This is a genomic window from Pseudomonas sp. Mn2068 (assembly GCF_049319725.1).
Lineage (GTDB): Bacteria > Pseudomonadota > Gammaproteobacteria > Pseudomonadales > Pseudomonadaceae > Aquipseudomonas > Aquipseudomonas gingeri.
The window spans coordinates 371,877-394,716 of record NZ_JBMOUG010000006.1; the positions used below are offsets into that span (position 1 = coordinate 371,877).

Here is a 22,840-nt window from a genome sequence, read left to right on the forward strand (position 1 = left end):
ATTATTTTCCTTATTGCTGGATAAAACGCCCTGCGGCTCCGAGCTGAACCTGTGTGTTGGCGGTTTCACGCAGAAACAAAAAGGCCCGCCGCGGGTGTCTGCGGCGGGCCTTTTATTTATTTTGTTATATGGCTTATAGCCACAGGCGTGACGCGAATCGTATCTGCGACACGACTAAAGTGTCAATTTCGTGAATCCTCGGCAATTAGACAAGATTTCTCGGTCAACCTCCAAAAATGGCATATCAGCCAACGACGCGGCCGATTCGCAGGCATGCCCGTCATCCCGACTTTTGTGACGAGCGCCGCCCCTGTAACAGCAGCGACACATTTAGACACAAACTCCGAGCGCTCGTTACTGACAATCATTATCATCAGTTAATAACAATCGTTATTATTAATGCCGTCATATCCCTCCCTCTCACACCCTGACGGATACACCCTCTCCATGCCTGCCCCTTATCGCCTGACGCCCGTTACCCTCGGGCTTTGCGTTCTGCTGTCCGCCGGATCTGCCTGCGCCGCGACCACCACCCTGCCGGAACTGTCGATCAGTGCCGATGCCGACCCGGACGATCCGCGGGTCAAGGAGGTCAGCACCGCGACCCGTACCGCCACGCCAGTGCGTTATGTGCCCCAGGCGATCGACTCGCTGAAAACCGCGAATGTGCTCGATTACGGCACCAATGACCTGGGCAAGGCGCTGAGTGGCATTCCCAACGTCAGCAGCGGCGCGGACACCCGTTTCGACAGCCTGCGGATCCGGGGTTTCGACGCCAGCAACGACTTCTACCTGGACGGTATCCGCGACGACAGCCAGTACGTGCGTGACCTGCACAATATCGAGCGCATCGATGTGCTCAAGGGGCCGGCGGCGGTGCTCTACGGCCGTGGCAGCCAGGGCGGGATCGTCAACCGGGTGAGCAAGCTGCCGCAGTTCGGCCGGCGCTCCACGGTCGAGGTGCAGGGCGGCAGCGAAGACCTGCGCAGCCTGTACACCGACCTCAGCGCCGATCCCACGGAAAACCTCAGCCTGCGCCTGAACATGGGCAATGAGGACGCCAACAGCTTCCGCGACGGCGTCAGCGGCAACCGCCAGTTGTTCGCGCCATCGATGAGCTGGCAACTGACCCCGGACCTGAACTGGCTGGTGCAGTACGAATACAGCCGCTACAACCGCACACCGGATCGCGGCGTACCGGGGATCAACGGCCGCCCGGCCGATGTCGGACGCGGCACCAGCTATGGCGATCCGCGGGACTACATCGACGACAAGGCGCAATCACTGCGCTCGAAGCTGACCTACGCCCTCAACGACAACTGGCAACTGCGCCATACCCTCGGCGTGTTCAAGCTCGACAGCGATTTCGACAACACCTACCTGACCGGCTACACCGCCGCGACCCGCAAGGTCACGCGTCAGCGCTGGCAGCAGGACCTCAACACCCGCAATATCTACAGCAACCTGGAAGCCGAAGGCAGCTTCGATACCTTCGGCCTCGAACACCGTCTGCTGACCGGCGTGGAGCTGGGCAGCCAGCGCCGCGATCCGAAGCTCTACACGTCCCTCGCCGCCAACCGCGGCGGCCAGGCGGTGCCCTCCCTGGACCTGTTCAACCCCAACCGCAACCTGAGCCACACCGGCCCCATGGTGCCGTCCAGCGACAACCACACCGAAGTCGAGAGCCGGGCGATCTACGTCCAGGATCAATTGCGTCTCAATGATCAATGGCAGTTGCTCGGCGGCCTGCGCTACGACAGCTTCGATGTCGAGACCACCAACAACCTGACCCGCGCCAGGGACAGCCGCGACAGCCACAGCACCAGCCCGCGGGTCGGGGTGGTCTGGACGCCCCTGCAGGATCACTCCTTCTATGCCTCCTGGAGCAAGAGCTTCTCGCCCGTGGGTGGCGGCCTGATCGGCATCACCCCGAATGCCGCCGGCAACGGCAACGACCTGAGCCCGGAGATGACCCGCCAGAAGGAAGTCGGGGTGAAAAGCGACTGGCTCGGCGAGCACCTGAGCACCACCCTGGCGGTGTATGAACTGGAACTCTACAACCGCCGCACCAGCGACCCGCTGAACCCGGGAATCACCCTGCTCAGCGGCCTGCAACGCTCACGGGGCGTCGAGTTGACCGGCACCGGCAAGATCGTCGGCAACTGGTACCTGCGCGGAGGCCTCGGCCTTCAGGATGCAACCATCGTCAAGGACAACAACGGCTTCGAGGGCAAGCGCGTCAGCAACGTCGCCAAGCGCAACGCCAGCCTGTTCCTGACCTGGAAGCCGGAAATGGGCTGGTACGCCGAGACCGGCCTGACCCTGGTCGGCGACCGTTATGCCGACAACGCCAATACCGTGGTCCTGCCGGGCTACGGCAGCTGGGATGCCCTGGTAGGCTGGCGCACCCGCGATTGGGACGTGCGCGCCGCCCTGAACAACATCAGCGACCGCACCTACTACACCTCGGCCACCAGTGCCTTCCAGATCCAGCCGGGCGCTCCGCGCAACCTGGTGGTCACCGGCACCTACAGTTTCTGAGGACGATAAAAAACGCCGCTGTCCGGATCGCTCCGGGCAGCGGCGTTTTTTTTCAGTCCTTTTTAACCCTGCAAAACCCCTAGCAAGGCTTCCAGTTCAGCTTCGCTGAACAGTCCCGCGGGATAGCGGTCGATAATAATCCGACGAGGATCCTGACCTCGGGTGGTACGCGTTCCATTGCTTTTCAACCACTGGGCCAGAACTTGAAGCGACTCGCTCGTCACCGACAGGGGATGCGAAACTCGCTCGCTGGCTACGTTCATCTCGACGCTCTCCTGGTTCATGAGCGGCTAACTTACTCAAGGTTTATGACAGAACGTCGCAATCTAAAAGACGCTTCGCCTATAGCGGAAGCTGATACAAGAGCTATGCCAAAGTGCCAGTTTTGTCGACCACGACACATAAAAAAACCCGCGACCCATCAGGGCCGCGGGTTAGATGAAGAAATATTTACCATGATGCAAAAGTGCCACTATTTGGAGCCGTGCCACTATTTGTTACAGCCCCACTCAACCATGGTGCGGCGCAGGTTGTTGTTGTGTAAGGCAATGAATATTTCCCCCACCCAGTAACAACTCCCGACCCGGCACCATCACCACCTCATGCTGCGGGAAGAGCTTCTGCAGGATGTCCTTGGCGACGCCGTCCATCGGATCATCGAAGCTCGGCGCGATAATCCCGCCGTTGACGATCAGGAAATTCACATAGGAACCGGCCAGGCGCACCGAAGGGTTGCGCTCCTGGCTGCCGGCGACCGCATCGACGCCGGCGCACTCTTCTTCGGTGGCGTACAGCGGGCCGGGAATCGGCATCTTGTGCACCACGAAGGCGCGGCCCTTGGCATCCCGACTGTTTTCCAGGACCTGCATAGCTGCCTGGCAACGGTTGTAGTTGGGGTTCTGCGGATCGTCGGTCCAGGCCAGCAACACCTCGCCCGGACGCACGTAGCAGCAGAAGTTATCCACATGGCCGTCGGTCTCGTCGTTGAACAGACCGTCCGGCAGCCAGATGACCTTGTCCACCGCCAGGTGCTCGGACAGCACCTTTTCAATCTCCTCGCGGGTCAGGTGCGGGTTGCGGTTGCGATTGAGCAGGCATTCCTCGGTGGTGATCACCGTGCCTTCGCCATCGACATGGATCGAGCCGCCTTCGAGCACGAAACCTTCGGTGCGGTATTCCTGGCAGCGCTCGATGTCGAGGATCTTGCCGCCGACCTGCTCGTCGCGGTTCCACGGGGCGTAGAGGCCGCCGTCGAAGCCGCCCCAGGCATTGAAGCCCCAGTGCACGCCACGGACTTCGCCCTGGTTGTTGATGACGAAGGTCGGCCCGCTGTCGCGCACCCAGGCGTCGTCGCTGGACATTTCCACCACGCGGATATTCGGTACGTCCAGGCGGGCCCGGGCGTTTTCATACTGGCCGGCGGAGACGGCGACCGTCACCGGCTCGAACCGGGCGATGGCCTTGGCCACCGCGGCATGGGCCGCCTGCGCCGGCTTGCCGCCCAGGCGCCAGTTGTCCGGCCGCTCGGGCCAGATCATCCAGGCCTGGGTCTGGGGCGCCCATTCGGCGGGCATATGGAAGCCGTCGGCGCGTGGGGTGCTATGCAAGATAGTCATGGGGATCAGGACTCCAGGGAACCGTCGAGGGTTTTCAGGGCGCTGTACAGGTTCGGACGGCGGTCGCGGAACGAACCCCAGGCGCTGCGAATATGTTCCAGTTCATCGAGGTCGAAGCTGTGGACCAGGATACCTTCCCCGGTCTCATCGAGTTCTTCGACTTTTTCGCCGAACTGGTTGGCGATGAATGACGAGCCGTAGAAGGTGATGTCGTAACCGTCCTGCTCTTCGTTGCCGATGCGGTTGCTGGCAACCAGCGGCATCAGGTTGGCACCGGCATGGCCCTGCTGCACGCGCTGCCAGTGATCGCGGGAGGAGATGGTCTTGTCATGCGGCTCGCTGCCGATGGCGGTCGGGTAGAACAGGATCTCCGCGCCTTGCAGGGCCATGCTGCGGGCGCACTCGGGGAACCACTGGTCCCAGCAGATGCCCACGCCGATCTTCGCGTAGCGGGTGTTCCAGACCTTGAAGCCGGTGTCGCCCGGGTTGAAGTAATACTTCTCGTGGTAGCCGGGACCGTCCGGGATATGGCTTTTCCGATAAATCCCGAGGTTGGCACCGTCGGCATCGATGATCGCGATGCTGTTGAAGCGGGCACGGCCGGCCAGTTCGAAGAAGCTGATCGGCAGCACCACCTGCAACTCGCGGGCAACCTTCTGGAAATGCCTGATCGCGACGTTGTCTTCCACCGGGGTGGCCAACTGCAGGTAGTCCGGATTGGGCTTCTGGCAGAAGTACGGGGTTTCGAACAGCTCCTGGATCAGGATGATCTGCGCGCCCTTGGCGGCCGCCTCGCGCACCAGCTTCTCGGCGGTCTCGATATTGGCTTCGAGGTCCCAGGAGCAGGCCATCTGGGTGGCGGCGACGGTAACGATACGGCTCATGAATCATCTCCTGAACGGTTGCAGAGGGTCGATTCTATGGGTCGACCGATGACAGATTGAGAGCAGCCGGGCGCTACAGCGCCACGCGAAGGCAGTGGCGACTTTATAACCGATAAAAATCGGCTTTAAAAGCATAAAAACTGAAAATTGATATTTTCAGCGTTTATTTTATCGATAAGAATCGATATTCAGAGCACCAGGCACTCAACGATCTCAGAGCCCCTCGTCCAACACCTTCGACAGCATGTCGACAAAGAAATCCACGCTCTGACGCGTGGTGCACATCGGTGGCTTGATCTTGAGGATGTTCAGGTAATCGCCGGTGGGTTGCATGAAGATCCCCAGCTCCCGCAGCCGATCGCACAGCAGCGCGGTTTCCTCGGTCGCCGGCTCCAGGGTTTCGCGATTGCGGATCAGTTCGGCGCCCAGGTAGAAACCGGAGCCGTGCACCGCGCCCATCAGCGGATGTCGATCGATCAGGGCTTCCAGGCGCTGCTTGAAATAGCCGCCGACCACCTGGGCGTTTTCCCAGAGTTTTTCCTCGGCCATCACATCCAGCACCGCGATACCGATGCGGCAACTGACCGGGCTGCCACCCGACGACGAGAAGAAATACCCCTCGGCCTCCAGCGCCTCGGCGATTTCCCGGCGGGTGATCACCGCGCCCAGCGGCTGGCCGTTGCCCATGCCCTTGGCCATGGTGATGATGTCCGGCACCACGCCCTGTTCCTCGAAGCCCCAGAAGAACTTGCCCATGCGCCCGTAGCCGACCTGCACCTCGTCGGCGATACACACGCCACCCTGGGCCCGCACCAGCGCATACACCTGCTGCAGGTAGCCGGGCGGCAAGGAAATCCCGCCGGCGTTGCCATACACCGGCTCGCAGATAAAGCCGGCCAGCTGGCGGTTTTTCTCGGCCAGCTTCGCCAGGTTGTGCTCGACGCTGCGCACGTAGTCCGGCGCACTGGCGCTGCCGCGGAAAGCGCCGCGATAGGTGTTGGGCGCGGTGACCGGGTGCACCCAGTCAGGGCGACTGTCGAGGGCCTTGGGGTTGTCGGCAATCGAGGTGGACACCGCATCGGCCGCCACCGACCAGCCGTGGTAGGCCTCCAGGACGCTGAGCATGTCGCGCCCGCCGCTATAAGCCCAGGCCAGGCGGATCGCCAGGTCGTTGGCCTCGGTGCCGCTGTTGACCAGGAACACCCGGTCCATGGAGTCCGGCGCCAGGGCCAGCAGACGCTCGGAGAACTCGGCGACGGCGGCGTAGTGGAACCGCGAGTTGGTATTGAGCAGCGACCACTGCCGCGCCGCCTCGGCGGCCATCCGCGGATGACCATGGCCGAGCACCGCGACATTGTTGAGCATGTCCAGGTAGGAACGACCCTGCATGTCGATCAGGTGATTGCGCCAGCCCCGCTCGATACGCGGCGGGTCGATGTAGTAGTGCTTCTGCGTACGGGCAAAACTGGCGGCGCGACGGGCCAGCAGGTCGGCCGCATCCAGCTCCGGCTCGGCGTCGCAGGCCAGCCCCAGCAACGCCGCCGGCGACGGGCATAGGGCCTGCCAGGCGGCCGTACGCGACGGTGTGCAGAACAACGGCGGATCGAGTTCGGCATGCCGGCACAGCTGGACCCGCAGCGCGCCGCCCGTCTCACCCAGGACTTGCCCCTTGAGCACCGCGGCGCCGGATCTGAGAGACGCCTGCAGGCCCCACAGGCGCAGGCTCAAGGGATGCCCGACCAACTGCACGCCGCCGTCGGCCAGGGCGTGCAGGGTCCCGGCAAAAGGCGACTCCACGGTGGTGCCGGCCGGGACTTGCAAGTCGACATGCAAGGGACAAGTGTCAGGCTCCACCGCGCTGTCCGGCCGGGTGCGGGACAGGCGGTACTGGCCGTAGCGGCTGGCCGCCAGGCCATGCACCGCCGCCGCGTCGGCCAACAGGCGCTGGTCGATGCCGTGCTGTTCCCAGTTGCCGGCCTCGAAATGCGGGCTGAGCACACCCAGGTCGATCAGCGCGAACTCGCGTCCCACCAGGCCCGGCAGCAGCGGCGCAAAGCCTTCGCTGCCGATCGGCTCCAGGGGCTGGTCGAGCGCGGTGAGAATCGCCGCTTCCATCAGTTCGAAGGGCACCGAGGTCGCCACTTCGAAGATCTCCCATTCATGGGCCAGGTTGTCGCGGCTGTAGTGGTTGTCCGGATCGATACTGACCTGCTGCTCGCCGCTGAGCACCAGCACCGCCGCGCGGGCGACGATCAGCGGCCACAGGGCCAGCAGTTCTTCGCGTTGCAACGGATTGACCGCGTGATAGGCCTGGATCGCCGGCAGGATCACAAAGGGGTCGTCCTCGGCGTGGTGCAGCAAGGCCGCGCAGGTCACCGACAGGTCGGCAATGCGCCAGGTCCGGATCAGGTCGCCGAAGTCGATCACGCCCTGCAGTTGCCAGTGTCGCTGCGCATCACGGCGCCAGACCACATTGTCGTCGGTGATATCGAGGTGAATGGCCTGTACCGGCAGTTTTTCCACCAGCGGTTGCAGGCGACGCCCGGCCTGGGCGGCGGCTTCGCGAATGACCGACTGCTGCTGCGGGTCCCTGATCACCGGCAGCAGGTGATTGATCAGCACGCTGGCGTGCCGGGCATCCCATTGCAGGGTGCGCTCCAGGCCCGGGTGCTGGAAGTCCGCCAGGGCCAGGTCCATTTCGCCGCACAGCCGGCCCAGGCCGACCACCAGGTCGCGACCCAGGTGCTTGAGGTGGGTCAGCGACTGGCCTTCGATGTATTCGAGCAGGCGCACGTGCACCGGCTGCCCGCCGAGTTCGAGGGACAGCAGGTCCTGGCCGTTGTTCGCGGCAATCACCCGCGGCACCCGCAGGCCGTCGCGACCCGCCAGGTGCGCCAGCCCCGCGTGCTGGGCCTGCAATTCGACGGTGGCGTAATCGCCGTGGCAGATTTTCAGAACGAACCGGCCTGCAGAGCTGTCGATCCGATAGTTGAGGTCCTGCTGGCTGCCCAGCGCCTGCAACGTGCCAGTGAGTCCGTAATGCTCCTCGAGCAGTTGCAGCGCCTGCGCTGGCGAGACATTCGGGCCTGGCAGACTGGCGCGGCGGATCAACGTGGCGAGCAACATGTAACGACTCCCTGAAGTTTTTATTGGCTGTCTATATCGCCATTGGTGCCGTCAATACGCAAGCAGGAAGTAAAGTAGGCAGAATCGGCACCGATACAGGAGCAATCGTACTTGCACCGCTCTGCGCCTACCCACAAGCTATGCTTCATTGCTTAAATGTCTGTCTAAGGAAAAGGCACACCGACATGCGTATTCTCGTCACCGGCGGCGCCGGTTTTATCGGCTCCGCCCTGATTCGGCACCTGATCCGGAACACTGAACATGAAGTCCTCAACCTCGACAAGCTGACCTATGCCGGTAACCTCGAGTCGCTGACCAGCATCGCGACCGATACCCGCTATGAGTTCGTCCAGGCCGATATCGTCGACCAGGCGACCGTCAGCGCAGTCCTGGCGCGCTTCGAGCCCGATGCGATCATGCACCTGGCCGCCGAGTCCCATGTGGACCGCTCCATCGACGGTCCGTCGGATTTTATCCAGACCAATATCGTCGGGACCTACAGCCTCCTGGAAGCCGCTCGTGGTTACTGGTCGAAGCTTGCCGAGCCGGCAAGAAGCGCCTTCCGCTTCCACCATATCTCCACCGACGAAGTGTATGGCGACCTGCATGGCGTCGACGACCTGTTCACCGAAACCACACCGTATGCCCCCAGTTCGCCATATTCCGCGAGCAAGGCCGCGTCCGACCACCTGGTCCGCGCCTGGCACCGTACCTACGGCCTGCCGGTACTGCTGACCAACTGCTCGAACAACTACGGCCCGTTCCACTTCCCGGAAAAACTGATCCCGCTGGTGATCCTCAATGCCCTGGCCGGCAAGCCGCTGCCGGTGTACGGCGACGGCCTGCAGGTACGCGACTGGCTGTTTGTCGAGGACCATGCCCGCGCGCTGTTCAAGGTGGTGACCGACGGCGCGGTGGGCGAGACCTACAATATCGGCGGTCATAACGAGCAGAAGAACATCGATGTGGTCCGTGGCATCTGTGCCCTGCTGGAAGAACTGGCCCCGGCACGCCCGGCCGGCGTCGAGCGGTTCAGCGACCTGATCACCTTCGTCAAGGATCGCCCGGGCCACGACCTGCGCTACGCCATCGACGCCGGCAAGATCGAGCGCGAGCTGGGCTGGACACCTGAAGAAACCTTCGAAAGCGGTCTGCGCAAGACCGTGCAGTGGTACCTGGCCAACCTGGAATGGTGCCGCCGGGTCCAGGACGGCAGCTATCAGGGCGAACGCCTGGGCTCCCTCGATCACAAGGAATTGTTGGCATGAAAGGTATCGTCCTGGCCGGTGGTTCCGGCACCCGTCTTCACCCGATCACCCTCGGGGTATCCAAGCAACTGTTGCCGATCTACGACAAGCCGATGATCTACTACCCGATCTCGGTACTGATGCTGGCCGGCATCCGCGAGATCCTGGTGATTTCCACGCCGCAGGACCTGCCGCAGTACCGCAACCTGCTGGGCGACGGCAGCCAGTTCGGCGTGCACTTCAGCTACGCCGAGCAACCGTCTCCCGATGGACTGGCCCAGGCATTCCTGATCGGCGAGGCGTTCATCGGCAATGACCCGGTATGCCTGATCCTGGGTGACAACATCTTCCACGGGCAGTCTTTCAGCACCCAACTGAAAAGCGCCGCCAGGCAGCCCAAGGGCGCAACGGTCTTCGGCTACTGGGTCAAGGACCCGGAACGCTTCGGCGTGATCGACTTCGACAGCGAAGGTCGCGCACTGTCCATCGAAGAGAAACCCGCCAGGCCGAAATCCAGCTATGCGGTGACCGGCCTGTATTTCTACGACAACGACGTGATCGAGATCGCCAAGGCGGTCAAGCCCTCGCCTCGGGGCGAACTGGAGATCACCGACGTCAACAATGCCTACCTCAAGCGTGGCGATCTTCACGTCGAGCGTTTCGGCCGAGGCTTCGCCTGGCTCGATACCGGCACCCACGACAGCCTGCTGGAAGCCTCGCAGTACGTGCAGACCATCGAGCACCGCCAGGGGCTGAAAGTCGCCTGCCTGGAGGAGATTGCCTACCAGAACGGCTGGATCGATCGTGAGCACCTACTTGAACGCGCCCGCTATTTCGGCAAGACCGGCTACGGTCAGTACCTGTTCACCCTCGCCGGAGAGCAACGATGAAGGCAACACCGACACGCCTGCCGGGCGTGCTGATCCTTGAGCCCAAGGTGTTTGGCGACGAGCGTGGCTTCTTCTACGAAAGCTTCAATGCCCGCGCCTTCCAGGAGGCCACCGGACTGGATCTGGAGTTCGTCCAGGACAACCACTCGCGCTCGCAAAAAGGCGTGTTGCGCGGCCTGCACTACCAGCTGGAAAACACCCAGGGGAAACTGGTCCGGGTCATTGCCGGCGAGGTCCTCGACGTAGCCGTGGATATCCGCCGCAGCTCGGCGCATTTCGGCCAATGGGTCGGCGTGCGCCTGTCCGGCGAGAACCATCGTCAACTCTGGGTGCCCGAAGGCTTCGCCCACGGTTTCGTGGTGCTCAGCGACTACGCCGAGTTCCTCTACAAGACCACCGACTACTACACCCCCAGCGCCGAGCGCAGCATCCGCTGGGACGACCCGACCCTGGCCATCGATTGGGAATTCGAAGGGGTTCCACAACTCTCGGCCAAGGATCAGAACGGTAAATCCCTGCACGAGGCCGATCTGTTCGAATGAGCCCATCTCCCCTGAAAATCCTGATCAGCGGCCAGCATGGCCAGGTTTCCCGCGAGTTGCAGAAGCGCCTGGGCGACCTCGGCCAACTGCTGGTGCTGGGGCGTGACCAGCTCGACCTGGCGCACCCGGAGCAGATCCGCCAGCAGGTCCGCGCCCATCGCCCCGACCTGATCATCAACGCCGCCGCCCATACCGCCGTCGACCAGGCCGAATCCGAGCCGGAACTGGCCTTCGCGATCAACGCCACCGCGCCCGGCATCCTGGCCCAGGAAGCCGCCGACCTGGGCGTCCCGTTGATTCACTACTCCACCGACTACGTGTTCGACGGCAGCAAGGCCGAACCCTACAACGAAGACGACGCGACCAACCCGCTGAGCGTCTACGGCGAAAGCAAGCTGACCGGCGAACGGGCCATCGCCGCGGCCCACGGCCAGCACCTGATCCTGCGCACCAGCTGGGTCTACTCCAGCCACGGGCGCAACTTCCTGCTGACCATGCAGCGGCTGCTGCAGGAGAAACCGGAACTGCGCATCGTCGCCGACCAGGTGGGCGCGCCGACCTGGGCCGGGACCATCGCCAACAGCACCCGCGCCCTGATCGAACGCTGGCAGGCGGGCCAGGCCGGCGCCTGGGGCACCTACCACCTGACCGCCAGCGGCGAAACCTCATGGTTCGGCTTTGCCCAGGCCATCGGCGAGCAATTGCTGGCCCTGGACAAGCCTTGTGCGATCCTCGAAGCCATCCCGTCGAGCGCCTACCCGACCCCCGCCACCCGCCCGCTGAACTCGCGCCTGGACTGCAGCCGCCTGTTGCGCGAATGGCACGTGAGCCAGCCCGACTGGCATACCGCATTACGCGAGTGTCTTGCGGAGCAGGGCTGAGACATAATGCGTCGGACTCCACCGGCGCATGTTCTCGATGATCACGACCCCACCCATTCCCCGCAGACCCCGCTGGCGCAGCCTGGCCCTGCTGTTCCTGTGCCTGGCGCCCTTGCTGTGGCCGCTGGAACACCTCGCCGAACGTTACTACCGCAGCGAGCTGGTGGGCCAGAATCGCCAGACCCTCGACCTGTACGTCGCCAACCTGCTGGGCACCCTGCATCGCTACGAAGTCCTGCCGCAGATCCTCGGCGACCTGCCGGCCCTGCGCGCCGCCCTCGCCGAACCGGAGCAGAACCCGCGCATAGAAAACGCCAACAGCCTGCTGCGCGACATCTGCAGCCAGACCGGTGCCGAAGTCATGTACCTGATGGACACCAGCGGCAAGACCCTGGCCGCCTCCAACTGGGACAAGCACGACAGCTTCGTCGGGCGTAATTTCGCCTTCCGGCCCTACTTCAGCGAAGCCATGGCCGGGCGCCTGGGACGCTTCTTCGGCCTCGGCACCACCTCGGGCAAACGCGGCTACTTCTTCGCCGCCGCCGTTCGCGATGGCGAGAAAGTCATCGGCGTGCTGGTGGTCAAGGTCGACCTGGACCACACCGAAAGCCTCTGGGGCAAGACGCCCGAACAGCTGCTGATGACCGACCACAACGGCGTGGTGATCCTCACCTCGCGGCCGGAATGGCGCTTTCGTGCTACCCGCGCCCTGAGCGATACGGAACGCGATGCCATCACCGCCATCCAGCCCTATCCGACCCGCAATCCGCAGCCGCTGAACATCAATCCCAAGGCCTGGCTGACCCAGACCCAGCAGATCGAAGAAACCGGCTGGAGCGTCAGCATCCTCGCCCCGCGCACCCTGATCGACCGCCCGGTACGCACCGTGGTCGCGGTCGGTGGCGCCACCCTGCTGGTGCTGATGCTGCTGCTCGGCCTGATGATGCAGCGCCGACGCCACTACCTGGAGCGGATCGCCTTCGAGGCCAAGGCCCGCCGCGAACTGGAAATGCGCGTGGCCGAACGGACCAGCGACCTGGAAGGGCTCAACCGCCGGCTCAAGCAGGAAGTACTGGAGCGCGAACACGCCCAGCAGGAACTGGTCCGCGCCCAGGACGACCTGGTCCAGGCCGGCAAGCTTTCGGCCCTTGGCACCATGTCGGCGAGCATCAGCCACGAACTCAACCAGCCGCTGGCGGCGATCCGCAGCTATGCGGAAAACGCCGAGGTACTGCTCGACCACGAACGCACCGACGATGCCCGCGGCAACCTCAAGCTGATCAGCGAACTGACCGGGCGCATGGCTTCGATCATCGCCCACTTGCGCGCCTTTGCCCGCCGCGACCGGCATGCCCCGGAAAGCGTCGCCCTGCAACCGGCGCTCGACGATGCCCTGGCGCTGCTGGCCAAGCGCCGCCGGGCCATGGAGGTCGAGTTGATCCGCGACCTGCCGGCCGCCGCCTTGTGGGTCGAGGCCGGGGAAACCCGCCTGCGCCAGGTCCTCGGCAACCTGCTGGCGAACGCCCTCGATGCCCTGACCGAAAAGGGCCCGCCGCGCAAACTCTGGCTGAGCGCCCAGTCGTCGCCGGAAGGCGTCACCCTGACCATTCGCGACAACGGTCCGGGATTCTGTCTCGAAGCCCTGGGCCGCGCCGGCGAGCCGTTCTACACCACCAAGACGCGCACCCAGGGCCTCGGCCTCGGCCTGGCGATCTGTGACTCCCTGATGCGCGCCTTCGGCGGTGAACTGCTGTTCGCCAACCACCGTGAAGGCGGCGCCCTGATTACCCTGCGGCTGCGCGCCGGCGCGCCGGGGGTCAGCCTGCAACCTGCCGAGGACTCGATTGTATGAATATCGACCACCACATCCAGGTGGTACTGATCGACGACGATCCCCACCTGCGCCAGGCCCTGAGCCAGACACTCGATCTCGCCGGCCTGAAGATCCTGCCGCTGGCCGAGGCCCAGGGCCTGGCCGGGCGCATCGAACGCGACTGGCCGGGGGTGATCGTCAGCGATATCCGCATGCCGGGCATGGACGGCCTCGACCTGCTGAACGAACTGCATGCCCAGGACCCGGAACTGCCGGTGTTGCTGATCACCGGTCACGGCGACGTGCCCCTCGCCGTCCAGGCGATGCGCGCCGGGGCCTATGACTTCCTGGAGAAACCCTTCGCCAGCGACGCCCTGCTCGACAGCGTGCGCCGGGCCCTGGCCCTGCGCCGCCTGGTGCTGGACAACCGCAGCCTGCGCCTGGCCCTGAGCGATCGCCAGCAACTCAGCGCGCGCCTGGTCGGCCACTCGCCGCAGATGCTGCGCCTGCGGGAACAGATCGGCGCCCTGGCGGCGACCAAGGCCGACGTGCTGATCCTCGGTGAAACCGGGGCCGGCAAGGAAGTGGTCGCCCGCGCCCTGCACGACCTGTCGAGCCGGCGCAACGGCCCGTTCGTGGCGATCAACGCCGGGGCGCTGGCCGAGTCGGTGGTGGAAAGCGAACTGTTCGGCCACGAGCCCGGCGCCTTCACCGGCGCGCAGAAACGCCGTATCGGCAAGTTCGAATTCGCCAACGGCGGCACCCTGTTCCTCGATGAAATCGAAAGCATGAGCCTGGACGTCCAGGTCAAGCTGCTGCGCCTGTTGCAGGAACGGGTGGTCGAGCGCCTGGGCGGCAACCAGTTGATCCCGCTGGATATCCGCATCATCGCCGCGACCAAGGAAGACCTGCGTCAATCCGCCGACCAGGGCCGTTTCCGCGCCGACCTGTACTACCGGCTGAATGTCGCGCCACTGCGGATTCCGCCCCTGCGCGAACGCGGCGAAGATGCACTGATCCTGTTCCAGCATTTCGCCGACGAAGCCAGCGCTCGCCATGGCCTGCCGCCCCACAGCCTGCAACCGGCGCAGCGAGCGCTGTTGCTGCGCCATACCTGGCCGGGCAATGTGCGCGAACTGCAGAACGCCGCCGAACGCTTTGCCCTCGGCCTGGAACTGGCGCTGGACAACAGCGCGTCGGCGAGTCTCGACGCCAGCATCGCCGGCGTGATCGAGGGCGGACTCAGCGAGCAGGTCGAGCACTTCGAGAAATCCCTGATCGCCGCCGAGCTGGCACGCTCCCACAGCTCCTTGCGCAGCCTGGCCGAGGCCCTGGGCATCCCGCGCAAGACCCTCCACGACAAGCTGCGCAAGCACGGGCTGAGCTTCGACAGCGGCAGCAACAGTGCCAGCGACGAACTCGAATGAATCACGCCACAGAGGTCACTGCATGAACCGCGACAGTCGCTACCTGGAGTCCATCCTCCATCACGACATTCCCCTGACCCGCGAGATGGGTCTCAAGGTCGGTGGCTGGGACGCCGGGCAACTGCGCCTGCAATTGCCGCTGGAACCGAACGTCAACCACAAGAGCACCATGTTCGGCGGCAGCCTGTACTGCGGCGCGGTGCTGGCCGGCTGGGGCTGGTTGCACCTGAGCCTGCGCGAGGCGGGGATCGACGATGGGCATATCGTCATCCAGGAAGGCCGGATCAGCTATCCGCTGCCGGTCACCGGCGATGCCGAGGCACGCTGCGCGGCACCGGATGAAAAGACCTGGAAGAAATTCCTCGCGACCTACCAGCGCTACGGGCGGGCGCGGCTGACCCTGGAGACCCAGGTGATGAATGCCGGCAGCGAGGACGAAGCGGTGAGTTTCAGCGGGCAGTACGTGCTGCACCGCTGATCTTTGTGGGAGCTGGCGCCTGCAGGGACACGGCGTTTTCAGTCGCGCAGCAGGTCCGGCAACTGCCCGCGCCACTGCGCCTTGGCCGGCAAGGCCAGGAAAAACCCGTTGAGCAACGATGGCCGCGCCGGGTAGCTGAAGCGCTCGCCGCTCAACTCCAGCACCTCGCCACCGGCGCCCTCCAGCACCCCTTGTGCCGCCGCCGTGTCCCACTGGGACGTCGGCGCCAGGCGCGGATAGAAGTCCGCCGCCCCTTCGGCCAACAGACAGAACTTCAGCGAGCTGCCGATATTCGCCAGTTCCAGTTCACCCAGGCTGGCGCTCAATCCGGCCAGCAACTGCTCCTGCTCGGGGCTCGAATGCCGACGACTGGCAACCACGGTAAACGCGGCACCGGCCGGCGGCAGCTCGCGCACCCGGATCGGCTCCGGCGCCAGGCCGGCATCCGCGCGCCAGGCGCCCAGGCCCGAGCCACCGAAGTAGACGCGGCCATTGGTCGGCATCGACACCACGCCGAACACCACCCGGCCCTGCTCGATCAGGGCGATATTCACGGTGAACTCTTCACTGCCGGAAATGAATTCCTTGGTGCCGTCCAACGGGTCCACCAGCCACCAGCGCTGCCAACCGGCGCGCACCGCCTGCGGGATATCGGCGTCCTCTTCGGACAGCACCGGAATGCCCGGATCCAGGGCGGTCAGGCCGGCCAGGATCAGGTGATGGGCCGCCAGGTCCGCCGCCGTCACCGGCGAGGCATCGGCCTTGTCCATCACTTCGACATCGGCGCGCCAGAACGGCAGGATCGCCTCACCGGCCTGGCGCGCCAGTTCGATCACCGGGGCCAGGTACGGGTGTGGCAGATTCACGAACAGATCACTCATGGTTGAAACACTCCACGCTGGGTCAGCAGGTCCCGGGCCAGGTACAACGCCGCCAGGGCACGCCCCTCGCTGAACTGCGGGTTCAGCACCAGGCTGGACAGCTCGCGCAGGTTCACCCGGTCGACCCGCATCGGCTCCGGCTCGTCACCCTCCAGGCGTTCTTCATAAAGGTCGCTGGCCAGGACCACCTGGATCTTCTGGCTCATGTAACCCGGCGACAGGGACAGCTCGGTCAGGTGCTCCAGTTGCCGGGCGCCATAACCGGCTTCTTCCTTCAACTCACGTTCGGCCGCCGCCAGTACATCTTCGCCCGGTTCGATCAGGCCCTTGGGCAACGACAGCTCGTATTCGTCGGTGCCGCCGCAATACTCCTCGACCAGCAGCGCATGTTCGGCATCGATCATCGCCACGATCATCACGGCCCCATAACCCGCGCCCTTGCCCACCAACCGTTCGTAGGTGCGCTCGACACCGTTGGAAAAACGCAACTGCACCTGTTCGACACGGAACAGGCGGCTGCTGGCGACGATTTCGCGGGCAAGTACCGTAGGTTTCTGGCGCATGGAGGCTCCTTTACATTAACGCGTTACTATACAGCCTCTTTGCAAGCTGCTGCGCTCGATGATACTGCGTTGAAAACAGGCTCGGACGGATCATTTACAGCGGTAAACTCACCGTCCTCGCCTGTTTTCGCCTTGTCTCATCTTCGCTCGCGACGCTTTCAAAGAGGCTGTATACCGTGGCTTTTCCGATTGTCTGTGTCGGATATCTCTTTACCGTTCGAGAAGTTTTCCATGCCCTCATTACCCTGGCGAGACATCGATACCGTTCTGCTGGATATGGACGGCACCCTGCTCGACCTGCATTACGACAACCACTTCTGGATGGAGCACCTGCCCCGGCGTTATGCCGAACTGCACGGTGTCAGCCTGGCCCTGGCCGAAGCGGAACTGGGGCCGTTGTTCAAGGACCATGCCGGCCAGCTGAAATGGTACTGCCTGGACTTCTGGAGCGCCGAACTGAAGCTGCCGGTGCGTGAGTTGAAGCGCGAGACCGCTGACCTGATCGCCCTGCGCCCGGATGCCGATACCTTTCTGGCGGCGATCAGGCAGGCGGGCAAACGGGTGATCCTGATCACCAATGCCCATCGCGACTCGTTGTCGCTGAAGCTGGAGCGAATCGAACTGGCGGCGTATTTCGAACGGCTGATCAGTTCCCATGACTACGGCTTCGCCAAGGAAGACCCGCAGTTCTGGGATGCGCTGCAGGCCGATATCGGCTTTGATCCGGCGCGCAGCCTGTTTATCGACGATACCCTGCCGATCCTGCGCAGTGCCGGGCGTTTCGGCGTCGCGCACCTGCTGGCGGTGAGCGAACCGGACAGCCGCAAGGGCCCCAAGGACACCGAGGAGTTTGCCGCGGTCGGCGACTACCGTGAGTTGATCAAAGGCCTTTGATCCGGAGTGCCTGATCGTTCCCACGCTCCGCGTGGGCATGCAGCCCGTGACGCTCCGCGTCACCTGGAGAGCAAACGCGCAGCGTCCCGAGAGGCGTTCCCACGCCAGGCGTGGGAACGATCCATTTACGTATGAATCAGTCAGGAATCCGCAGGGTTTGCCCCGGATAAATCTTGTCAGGATGTGACAAAAGCGGCTTGTTCGCCTCGAAGATCTTGTTGTACTGATTGGCGCTGCCATAGACCGCCAGGGAAATCGCGCTGAGCGTGTCGCCCTTCTTCACCACGACAAACCGCGCGGCCTTCAGTACCGGCCCGCTGACGGCGATCTGGTCGTCGACGCTGCCGACCCCGGCGATATTGCCCAGCGCCAGCAGGACCTTTTCTTTCTCCTCCTGGCTCGCCACTTGCCCCGTCACCGTGACCTTGTCGCCGTCCACCGTGGCCTGGACATTGGGATTGCCGAGGCCGACCTTGGCGATATGGTCTTTGAGTTGCTCGCCGGCATGGGCGTTGCCCGGCGTCAGCAGGTCGATCAGTTTCTCGCCCGCCTCTTTCACAAAGCTCAAGATACTCATGGTTCTTTCTCCTCAAGAGTGATGTCCAGACGCGAAAGACTAGACCGGCGACGTCTGCGACAGGTTCCGGACCGACCAATGACTCAGCGTAGTCCAACCGCGCTAGAATCCCGGCCTGGACCGCGCCTGGAGCGACGATGGACATCAAACAGCTGAAATTCCTGATTGCCCTGGACGAGACCCGCCACTTCGGCCAGGCGGCGGCGCGCTGCCATATCACCCAGCCGACCCTGTCCATGCGCCTGCGCAGCCTGGAAGAAGAACTCGAGCTGCAACTGGTCAATCGCGGCCAGCGCTTCGAAGGTTTCACCGCCCCCGGCGAACGCGTGCTGGCCTGGGCCCGTACCGTGCTGGCGGCCTACGACGGGCTCCAGGCGGAAGCCGCCGCCTGTCGCGGCAACCTGGTCGGGACCCTGCGCCTGGGTGTGGTGCCGTTGTCGAGCTTCGACCCCTTGCACCTGATGCAGCGCCTGCACGGCGAACACCCGAGCCTGCGCTTCGAGCTGTCGTCCCTCAGTTCCGAGCAGATCCTCGAACAGCTGGCGAGCAATCGCCTCGACCTCGGGGTGTCCTATCTCGAACGCCTGGACACCGACCGCTTCGAAGCCCTGGCGCTGAGTGAAACCGCCATGGGCCTGCTCTACGACCAGCGTTTCTTCGACTTCGGCGAGCAGCCCCTGAGCTGGGAGGCGCTGATCGAGCTGCCCCTGGGCATGCTCACCAGCGGCATGCACTTTCGCCAGTCCATCGACCACAACTTCCACAGCCGCGGCCTGAGCCCGCAACCGCTGCTGCAGACCGATGCCGTTCATCAGTTGCTGCAAGCCGTACACGGCGGCCTGTGCTGCGCGATCATGCCGCTGCATGGAGGTTTCGAGGCCCTGACCGACCACCTGCGCCTGCAACCGATCGAAAACGCCCAGACCCTGGCCCGGCTGGGCCTGATCATGCGCCGCGGGGCCCCGCGCTCGGCCCTGGCGGAAGCCTGTTTCGCGCTCTATCAGAAATTGCAAAGCGAATCTTGATCGACGGCATCTATCGGTGGATCAGTACTAGCAATTAGACGCGACCTTTTGCCGCGCTTAGTCTTGATACTGGATATTCCACCGGTAATGCCCTCATGAACGCCAAGCCAGAGGCCTGCGCGATCCCTGCCCCGGCAGCACCCGCGCCCGCCGCCAGCCAGAGTTACCAGTACTGCAACCTCGATCACAGCGCGGCCGCCGAAACCGCGCTGGCCGAAGAGGTGGCGCTGGCCATTGCCTACAACGGCATCAGCCAGGCGGTGATGCTGGTCACGCCCACCGACCTGGAAGACTTTATCGTCGGCTTCAGCATCGGCAGCGGGATTATCCATGACGCCTCCGAACTCTATGACCTGAAGCTCAGCGGCAGCGGCTCGGCGCAACATGCCGAGGTGGAGATCTCCAGCCGCGCGTTCTGGAACCTCAAGGAACAACGCCGCCAACTGGCCGGCACCAGCGGCTGCGGCCTGTGTGGCGTGGAAGCGGTGGAACAGGCATTGCCCGAACTGGCTGTGCTGCCCGGCGCGCCCCTGCCGCCGGCCGCCTGGCTGGACAACCTGCGCCAGCGTATCAGCGCCTTCCAGCCCCTGGGCCAGTACTCCGGCGCGGTGCACGCGGCGCTGTTCATGAACGACCAGGGCGAACTGCTGCTGGGCCGCGAGGATATCGGCCGGCACAACGCCCTCGACAAATTGATCGGCGCGCTGGTCCGCCAGCAGATCCCGACCGCCGGCGGCCTGGCCATCGTCACCAGCCGCTGCAGCCTCGAACTGATCCAGAAAGTCCTGCGGGCCGGCATCCAGACCCTGGTCAGCCTGTCGTCCCCCACCGGCCTGGCCCTGCAATGGGCCCGCCGGCACAACCTCAATCTCATCCACCTGCCGCAGAAAAGTGCGCCGCGGGTCTACAGCCCTGCGATGGAGAACCAAGCGTGAGCAATCATCAACAAGCCGACCAGATCCCGACTCCACGCTACAAGCCCTACAAGGGCGCGGCCGGCGGCTGGGGTGCCCTGATCAGCGTGGCACAGGCCTGGCTGACCAGCGACAACGCCTTGAAGAACCTGCGCATGATGCTCAAGACCAACCAGAACGGCGGCTTCGACTGCCCGGGTTGCGCCTGGGGCGACTCGCCGGAAAGCGGCATGGTCAAGTTCTGTGAAAACGGCGCCAAGGCGGTCAACTGGGAAGCCACCAAGCGCCGGGTGGATGCCGCGTTCTTCGCCAAGCACAGCGTCAGCGCCCTGTTCGAACAGTCCGACTACTGGCTCGAATACCAGGGGCGCCTGACCGAGCCGATGAGCTACGACCCGACGACCGACCGCTACAAGCCCATCAGTTGGGAAGCCGCCTACGCGCTGATCGCCAAGCACCTGCTGAACCTGTCCAGCCCCGACCAGGCCGAGTTCTACACCTCGGGCCGGGCCAGCAACGAGGCGGCGTACCTGTACCAGCTGTTTGTCCGGGCCTTCGGCACCAACAACTTTCCCGATTGCTCGAACATGTGCCACGAAGCCAGCGGCGTGGCCCTGGCGCAAAGTGTCGGGGTCGGCAAGGGCACCGTGACCTTCGACGACTTCGAACACGCCGACGCGATTTTCGTCTGGGGCCAGAACCCCGGCACCAACCACCCGCGGATGCTCGAACCCCTGCGTGAAGCGGTGAAACGCGGCGCCCAGGTCGTCTGCATCAACCCGCTCAAGGAGCGCGGCCTGGAACGCTTCCAGCATCCGCAGCACCCGATCGAGATGCTCACCAACGGCGACAAGCCGACCAACACCGCCTATTTCCGCCCCGCGCTGGGTGGCGACATGGCCTTGCTGCGCGGCATGGCCAAGTTCCTGCTGCAATGGGAACGCGATGCCCAGGCGGCGAACGAACCGTCGGTGTTCGACCACGACTTCCTCAACGAGCACACCGCCAATGTCCTCGACTACCTGGCCGCCATCGACGACACCCCCTGGGAGCAGATCGTCTCGCAGTCGGGCCTGACCCTGGTGGAGATCGAGCAGTCGGCGCGGATGTACCTCAAAGGCAAGAACGTCATCATGTGCTGGGCCATGGGTATCACCCAGCACAAGCACTCGGTGCCGACCATCCAGGAAATCGCCAACCTGATGCTGCTGCGCGGCAATATCGGCCGCCCGGGCGCGGGCCTGTGCCCGGTACGCGGCCACAGCAACGTGCAGGGCGACCGCACCATGGGTATCAACGAACGCCCACCGGTGGCCTTCCTCGATGCCCTGGAACGCCGCTTCCAGTTCAAGGTACCGCGCAGCAACGGCCATAACGTGGTCGAAGCCATCCACGCGATGCTCGACGGCCGCTCCAAGGTCTTCATCGGCCTTGGCGGCAACTTCGCCCAGGCCACCCCGGACAGCCCGCGCACCTTCGAAGCGCTGCGCAACTGCGACCTGACCGTGCAGATCAGCACCAAGCTCAACCGCAGCCACCTGACCCACGGCAAGGAAGCGCTGATCCTGCCGTGCCTGGGCCGCACCGATATCGACCTGCAGACCGAAGGCGCACAGGCCGTCACCGTGGAAGACTCGTTCAGCATGGTCCACGCCTCCAACGGCCAGTTGCAGCCGCTGTCCAGGCAGATGCGCTCGGAACCGTCGATCATCGCCGGCATCGCCGCCGCGACCCTCGGCACCCACCCGGTGGACTGGAACTGGCTGGTGGCCGACTACGGACGCATCCGCGACCTGATCGCCGATACCATTCCCGGCTTCAAGGACTTCAACCAGCGCCTCGAACTCCCGGGCGGTTTCTACCTGGGCAACGCCGCCGGCGCCCGGCGCTGGAACACCCCATCGGGCCGGGCGAACTTCCGCTCGAACATCCTGCCGGCCGACCTGATCCACGAACGCACCCACGCCACCGGCAAGGTGCCAGACCTGATCATGCAGTCGATGCGTTCTCACGACCAGTACAACACCACCATCTACGGCCTCGATGACCGCTACCGTGGGGTCAAGGGCCAGCGCGACGTGTTGTTCGTCAACGAAGCGGACATCATCCGCCTGGGCTTCAAGCCGGGGCAGAAGGCCGATATCGTGTCGCTCTGGGAAGACGGCCGCGAGCGCCGGGTCAAGGGCTTCACCCTGCTGGCCTTCGACATTCCCGCCGGGCAGGCCGCCGCCTACTACCCGGAAGTGAACCCGCTGGTGCCCCTGGAAAGCGTCGGCGACGGCAGCCACACACCGACCTCCAAGTTCGTCGCGATCCGCCTGGAAATGGCCAGCGAAACCGGCTTGATCATGGCCAAGGCGAGCTGATCGACAAATGGCAGGGCGCTGCAATGGCGCTCTGCCAAACATCAAGAAGGCGTAATGTCTTGGTCTTTTTAGGAAAATTCAGTCAAGTAAAAGAGATCTTTTAGCACCCACCTCTTGACCCCGGTGATCAATGATCAGCCTCTGACGCCCATGCCTCAGCGCCGCTAACCTACGC

Annotated in this window: 19 protein-coding genes; 12 read left to right on the plus strand and 7 right to left on the minus strand. The window is 64.1% G+C overall.

The annotated features are described in order from the left end of the window. The first annotated feature begins 447 nt into the window (after positions 1 to 447). Positions 448 to 2,541, plus strand: coding sequence for a TonB-dependent receptor (locus ACL9RJ_RS16770; RefSeq protein ID WP_422765482.1), 2,094 nt, complete (start codon positions 448 to 450; stop codon positions 2,539 to 2,541). A 62-nt stretch (positions 2,542 to 2,603) separates the two neighbouring features. Here ACL9RJ_RS16770 and ACL9RJ_RS16775 read toward each other — a convergent pair whose 3' ends face one another. The 4 genes from ACL9RJ_RS16775 to ACL9RJ_RS16790 all read right to left on the minus strand — a co-directional run bounded on the left by ACL9RJ_RS16775 (position 2,604) and on the right by ACL9RJ_RS16790 (position 8,167). After that, the gene (locus ACL9RJ_RS16775) at positions 2,604 to 2,804 is read right to left on the minus strand and encodes a hypothetical protein (protein ID WP_042935701.1); all 201 of its coding nucleotides are present in this window, start codon (positions 2,802 to 2,804) and stop codon (positions 2,604 to 2,606) included. Between the two features lie 246 nt (positions 2,805 to 3,050). Next, entirely contained in the window at positions 3,051 to 4,157 is a 1,107-nt protein-coding gene (gene aguA, locus ACL9RJ_RS16780) for an agmatine deiminase (protein ID WP_017127030.1), read from the minus strand. A gap of 5 nt (positions 4,158 to 4,162) precedes the next feature. After that, entirely contained in the window at positions 4,163 to 5,041 is an 879-nt protein-coding gene (aguB, locus tag ACL9RJ_RS16785) for an N-carbamoylputrescine amidase (RefSeq protein WP_177118519.1), read from the minus strand. A 213-nt stretch (positions 5,042 to 5,254) separates the two neighbouring features. Continuing rightward, the gene (locus ACL9RJ_RS16790; protein ID WP_103032669.1) at positions 5,255 to 8,167 is read right to left on the minus strand and encodes an aminotransferase; all 2,913 of its coding nucleotides are present in this window, start codon (positions 8,165 to 8,167) and stop codon (positions 5,255 to 5,257) included. Between the two features lie 185 nt (positions 8,168 to 8,352). On the opposite strand from ACL9RJ_RS16790, the gene rfbB reads away from it, so the two are divergent. Genes rfbB through ACL9RJ_RS16825 form a run of 7 tightly spaced genes read left to right on the plus strand, consistent with a single transcriptional unit; the run spans position 8,353 to position 15,445 of the window. Next, the gene (gene rfbB / locus ACL9RJ_RS16795; protein WP_177109401.1) at positions 8,353 to 9,435 is read left to right on the plus strand and encodes a dTDP-glucose 4,6-dehydratase; all 1,083 of its coding nucleotides are present in this window, start codon (positions 8,353 to 8,355) and stop codon (positions 9,433 to 9,435) included. Beyond that, positions 9,432 to 10,304, plus strand: a complete 873-nt coding sequence (rfbA, locus tag ACL9RJ_RS16800) for a glucose-1-phosphate thymidylyltransferase RfbA (RefSeq protein WP_017127035.1) — start codon at positions 9,432 to 9,434, stop codon at positions 10,302 to 10,304. The genes rfbB and rfbA overlap by 4 nt, the downstream gene beginning before the upstream one ends. Next, entirely contained in the window at positions 10,301 to 10,846 is a 546-nt protein-coding gene (gene rfbC, locus ACL9RJ_RS16805; RefSeq protein ID WP_017127036.1) for a dTDP-4-dehydrorhamnose 3,5-epimerase, read from the plus strand. The genes rfbA and rfbC overlap by 4 nt, the downstream gene beginning before the upstream one ends. Next, on the plus strand, positions 10,843 to 11,727 hold the full coding sequence (gene rfbD / locus ACL9RJ_RS16810; RefSeq protein WP_177119740.1) for a dTDP-4-dehydrorhamnose reductase: 885 nt from the start codon (positions 10,843 to 10,845) through the stop codon (positions 11,725 to 11,727). The genes rfbC and rfbD overlap by 4 nt, the downstream gene beginning before the upstream one ends. Before the next feature lie 37 nt (positions 11,728 to 11,764). After that, on the plus strand, positions 11,765 to 13,579 hold the full coding sequence (locus tag ACL9RJ_RS16815; RefSeq protein ID WP_178992400.1) for a sensor histidine kinase: 1,815 nt from the start codon (positions 11,765 to 11,767) through the stop codon (positions 13,577 to 13,579). Further along, entirely contained in the window at positions 13,576 to 14,967 is a 1,392-nt protein-coding gene (locus ACL9RJ_RS16820) for a sigma-54-dependent transcriptional regulator (protein ID WP_017127039.1), read from the plus strand. The genes ACL9RJ_RS16815 and ACL9RJ_RS16820 overlap by 4 nt, the downstream gene beginning before the upstream one ends. Positions 14,968 to 14,989: 22 nt before the next feature. Then, the gene (locus ACL9RJ_RS16825; RefSeq protein ID WP_017127040.1) at positions 14,990 to 15,445 is read left to right on the plus strand and encodes a YiiD C-terminal domain-containing protein; all 456 of its coding nucleotides are present in this window, start codon (positions 14,990 to 14,992) and stop codon (positions 15,443 to 15,445) included. A 38-nt stretch (positions 15,446 to 15,483) separates the two neighbouring features. Here ACL9RJ_RS16825 and cysQ read toward each other — a convergent pair whose 3' ends face one another. Both cysQ and nudE read right to left on the minus strand, forming a co-directional pair. Continuing rightward, positions 15,484 to 16,311, minus strand: coding sequence for a 3'(2'),5'-bisphosphate nucleotidase CysQ (gene cysQ / locus ACL9RJ_RS16830; protein ID WP_042935703.1), 828 nt, complete (start codon positions 16,309 to 16,311; stop codon positions 15,484 to 15,486). An 11-nt stretch (positions 16,312 to 16,322) separates the two neighbouring features. Continuing rightward, positions 16,323 to 16,889, minus strand: coding sequence for an ADP compounds hydrolase NudE (gene nudE, locus ACL9RJ_RS16835; protein WP_017127042.1), 567 nt, complete (start codon positions 16,887 to 16,889; stop codon positions 16,323 to 16,325). A gap of 231 nt (positions 16,890 to 17,120) precedes the next feature. Between nudE and yrfG the strand changes: the two genes are divergently transcribed. Next, positions 17,121 to 17,783: a GMP/IMP nucleotidase gene (gene yrfG / locus ACL9RJ_RS16840; RefSeq protein ID WP_103032670.1), complete on the plus strand. Its 663-nt coding sequence runs from the start codon at positions 17,121 to 17,123 to the stop codon at positions 17,781 to 17,783. Positions 17,784 to 17,919: 136 nt separating this feature from the next. Here yrfG and lysM read toward each other — a convergent pair whose 3' ends face one another. After that, entirely contained in the window at positions 17,920 to 18,360 is a 441-nt protein-coding gene (gene lysM, locus ACL9RJ_RS16845) for a peptidoglycan-binding protein LysM (RefSeq protein WP_017127043.1), read from the minus strand. Positions 18,361 to 18,497: 137 nt separating this feature from the next. On the opposite strand from lysM, the gene ACL9RJ_RS16850 reads away from it, so the two are divergent. The 3 genes from ACL9RJ_RS16850 to ACL9RJ_RS16860 all read left to right on the plus strand — a co-directional run bounded on the left by ACL9RJ_RS16850 (position 18,498) and on the right by ACL9RJ_RS16860 (position 22,665). Beyond that, on the plus strand, positions 18,498 to 19,385 hold the full coding sequence (locus ACL9RJ_RS16850) for a LysR family transcriptional regulator (protein WP_017127044.1): 888 nt from the start codon (positions 18,498 to 18,500) through the stop codon (positions 19,383 to 19,385). 95 nt (positions 19,386 to 19,480) lie between these two features. After that, entirely contained in the window at positions 19,481 to 20,320 is an 840-nt protein-coding gene (fdhD, locus tag ACL9RJ_RS16855; protein ID WP_103032671.1) for a formate dehydrogenase accessory sulfurtransferase FdhD, read from the plus strand. Next, positions 20,317 to 22,665: an FdhF/YdeP family oxidoreductase gene (locus ACL9RJ_RS16860; RefSeq protein WP_017127046.1), complete on the plus strand. Its 2,349-nt coding sequence runs from the start codon at positions 20,317 to 20,319 to the stop codon at positions 22,663 to 22,665. The genes fdhD and ACL9RJ_RS16860 overlap by 4 nt, the downstream gene beginning before the upstream one ends. Positions 22,666 to 22,840: the final 175 nt, after the last annotated feature.

What these genes read in the sequence shown, in the direction of transcription:
- rfbC (WP_017127036.1), top strand. Translation starts at nt 10,301, where the DNA reads ATGAAGGCAACACCGACACGCCTGCCGGGCGTGCTGATCCTTGAGCCC.
- ACL9RJ_RS16820 (WP_017127039.1), top strand. Translation starts at nt 13,576, where the DNA reads ATGAATATCGACCACCACATCCAGGTGGTACTGATCGACGACGATCCC.
- ACL9RJ_RS16770 (WP_422765482.1), top strand. Translation starts at nt 448, where the DNA reads ATGCCTGCCCCTTATCGCCTGACGCCCGTTACCCTCGGGCTTTGCGTT.
- ACL9RJ_RS16825 (WP_017127040.1), top strand. Translation starts at nt 14,990, where the DNA reads ATGAACCGCGACAGTCGCTACCTGGAGTCCATCCTCCATCACGACATT.
- ACL9RJ_RS16815 (WP_178992400.1), top strand. Translation starts at nt 11,765, where the DNA reads ATGATCACGACCCCACCCATTCCCCGCAGACCCCGCTGGCGCAGCCTG.
- rfbA (WP_017127035.1), top strand. Translation starts at nt 9,432, where the DNA reads ATGAAAGGTATCGTCCTGGCCGGTGGTTCCGGCACCCGTCTTCACCCG.
- nudE (WP_017127042.1), bottom strand. Translation starts at nt 16,889, where the DNA reads ATGCGCCAGAAACCTACGGTACTTGCCCGCGAAATCGTCGCCAGCAGC.
- ACL9RJ_RS16850 (WP_017127044.1), top strand. Translation starts at nt 18,498, where the DNA reads ATGGACATCAAACAGCTGAAATTCCTGATTGCCCTGGACGAGACCCGC.
- aguA (WP_017127030.1), bottom strand. Translation starts at nt 4,157, where the DNA reads ATGACTATCTTGCATAGCACCCCACGCGCCGACGGCTTCCATATGCCC.
- ACL9RJ_RS16790 (WP_103032669.1), bottom strand. Translation starts at nt 8,167, where the DNA reads ATGTTGCTCGCCACGTTGATCCGCCGCGCCAGTCTGCCAGGCCCGAAT.
- rfbB (WP_177109401.1), top strand. Translation starts at nt 8,353, where the DNA reads ATGCGTATTCTCGTCACCGGCGGCGCCGGTTTTATCGGCTCCGCCCTG.
- ACL9RJ_RS16775 (WP_042935701.1), bottom strand. Translation starts at nt 2,804, where the DNA reads ATGAACGTAGCCAGCGAGCGAGTTTCGCATCCCCTGTCGGTGACGAGC.
- yrfG (WP_103032670.1), top strand. Translation starts at nt 17,121, where the DNA reads ATGCCCTCATTACCCTGGCGAGACATCGATACCGTTCTGCTGGATATG.
- rfbD (WP_177119740.1), top strand. Translation starts at nt 10,843, where the DNA reads ATGAGCCCATCTCCCCTGAAAATCCTGATCAGCGGCCAGCATGGCCAG.
- aguB (WP_177118519.1), bottom strand. Translation starts at nt 5,041, where the DNA reads ATGAGCCGTATCGTTACCGTCGCCGCCACCCAGATGGCCTGCTCCTGG.
- lysM (WP_017127043.1), bottom strand. Translation starts at nt 18,360, where the DNA reads ATGAGTATCTTGAGCTTTGTGAAAGAGGCGGGCGAGAAACTGATCGAC.
- fdhD (WP_103032671.1), top strand. Translation starts at nt 19,481, where the DNA reads ATGAACGCCAAGCCAGAGGCCTGCGCGATCCCTGCCCCGGCAGCACCC.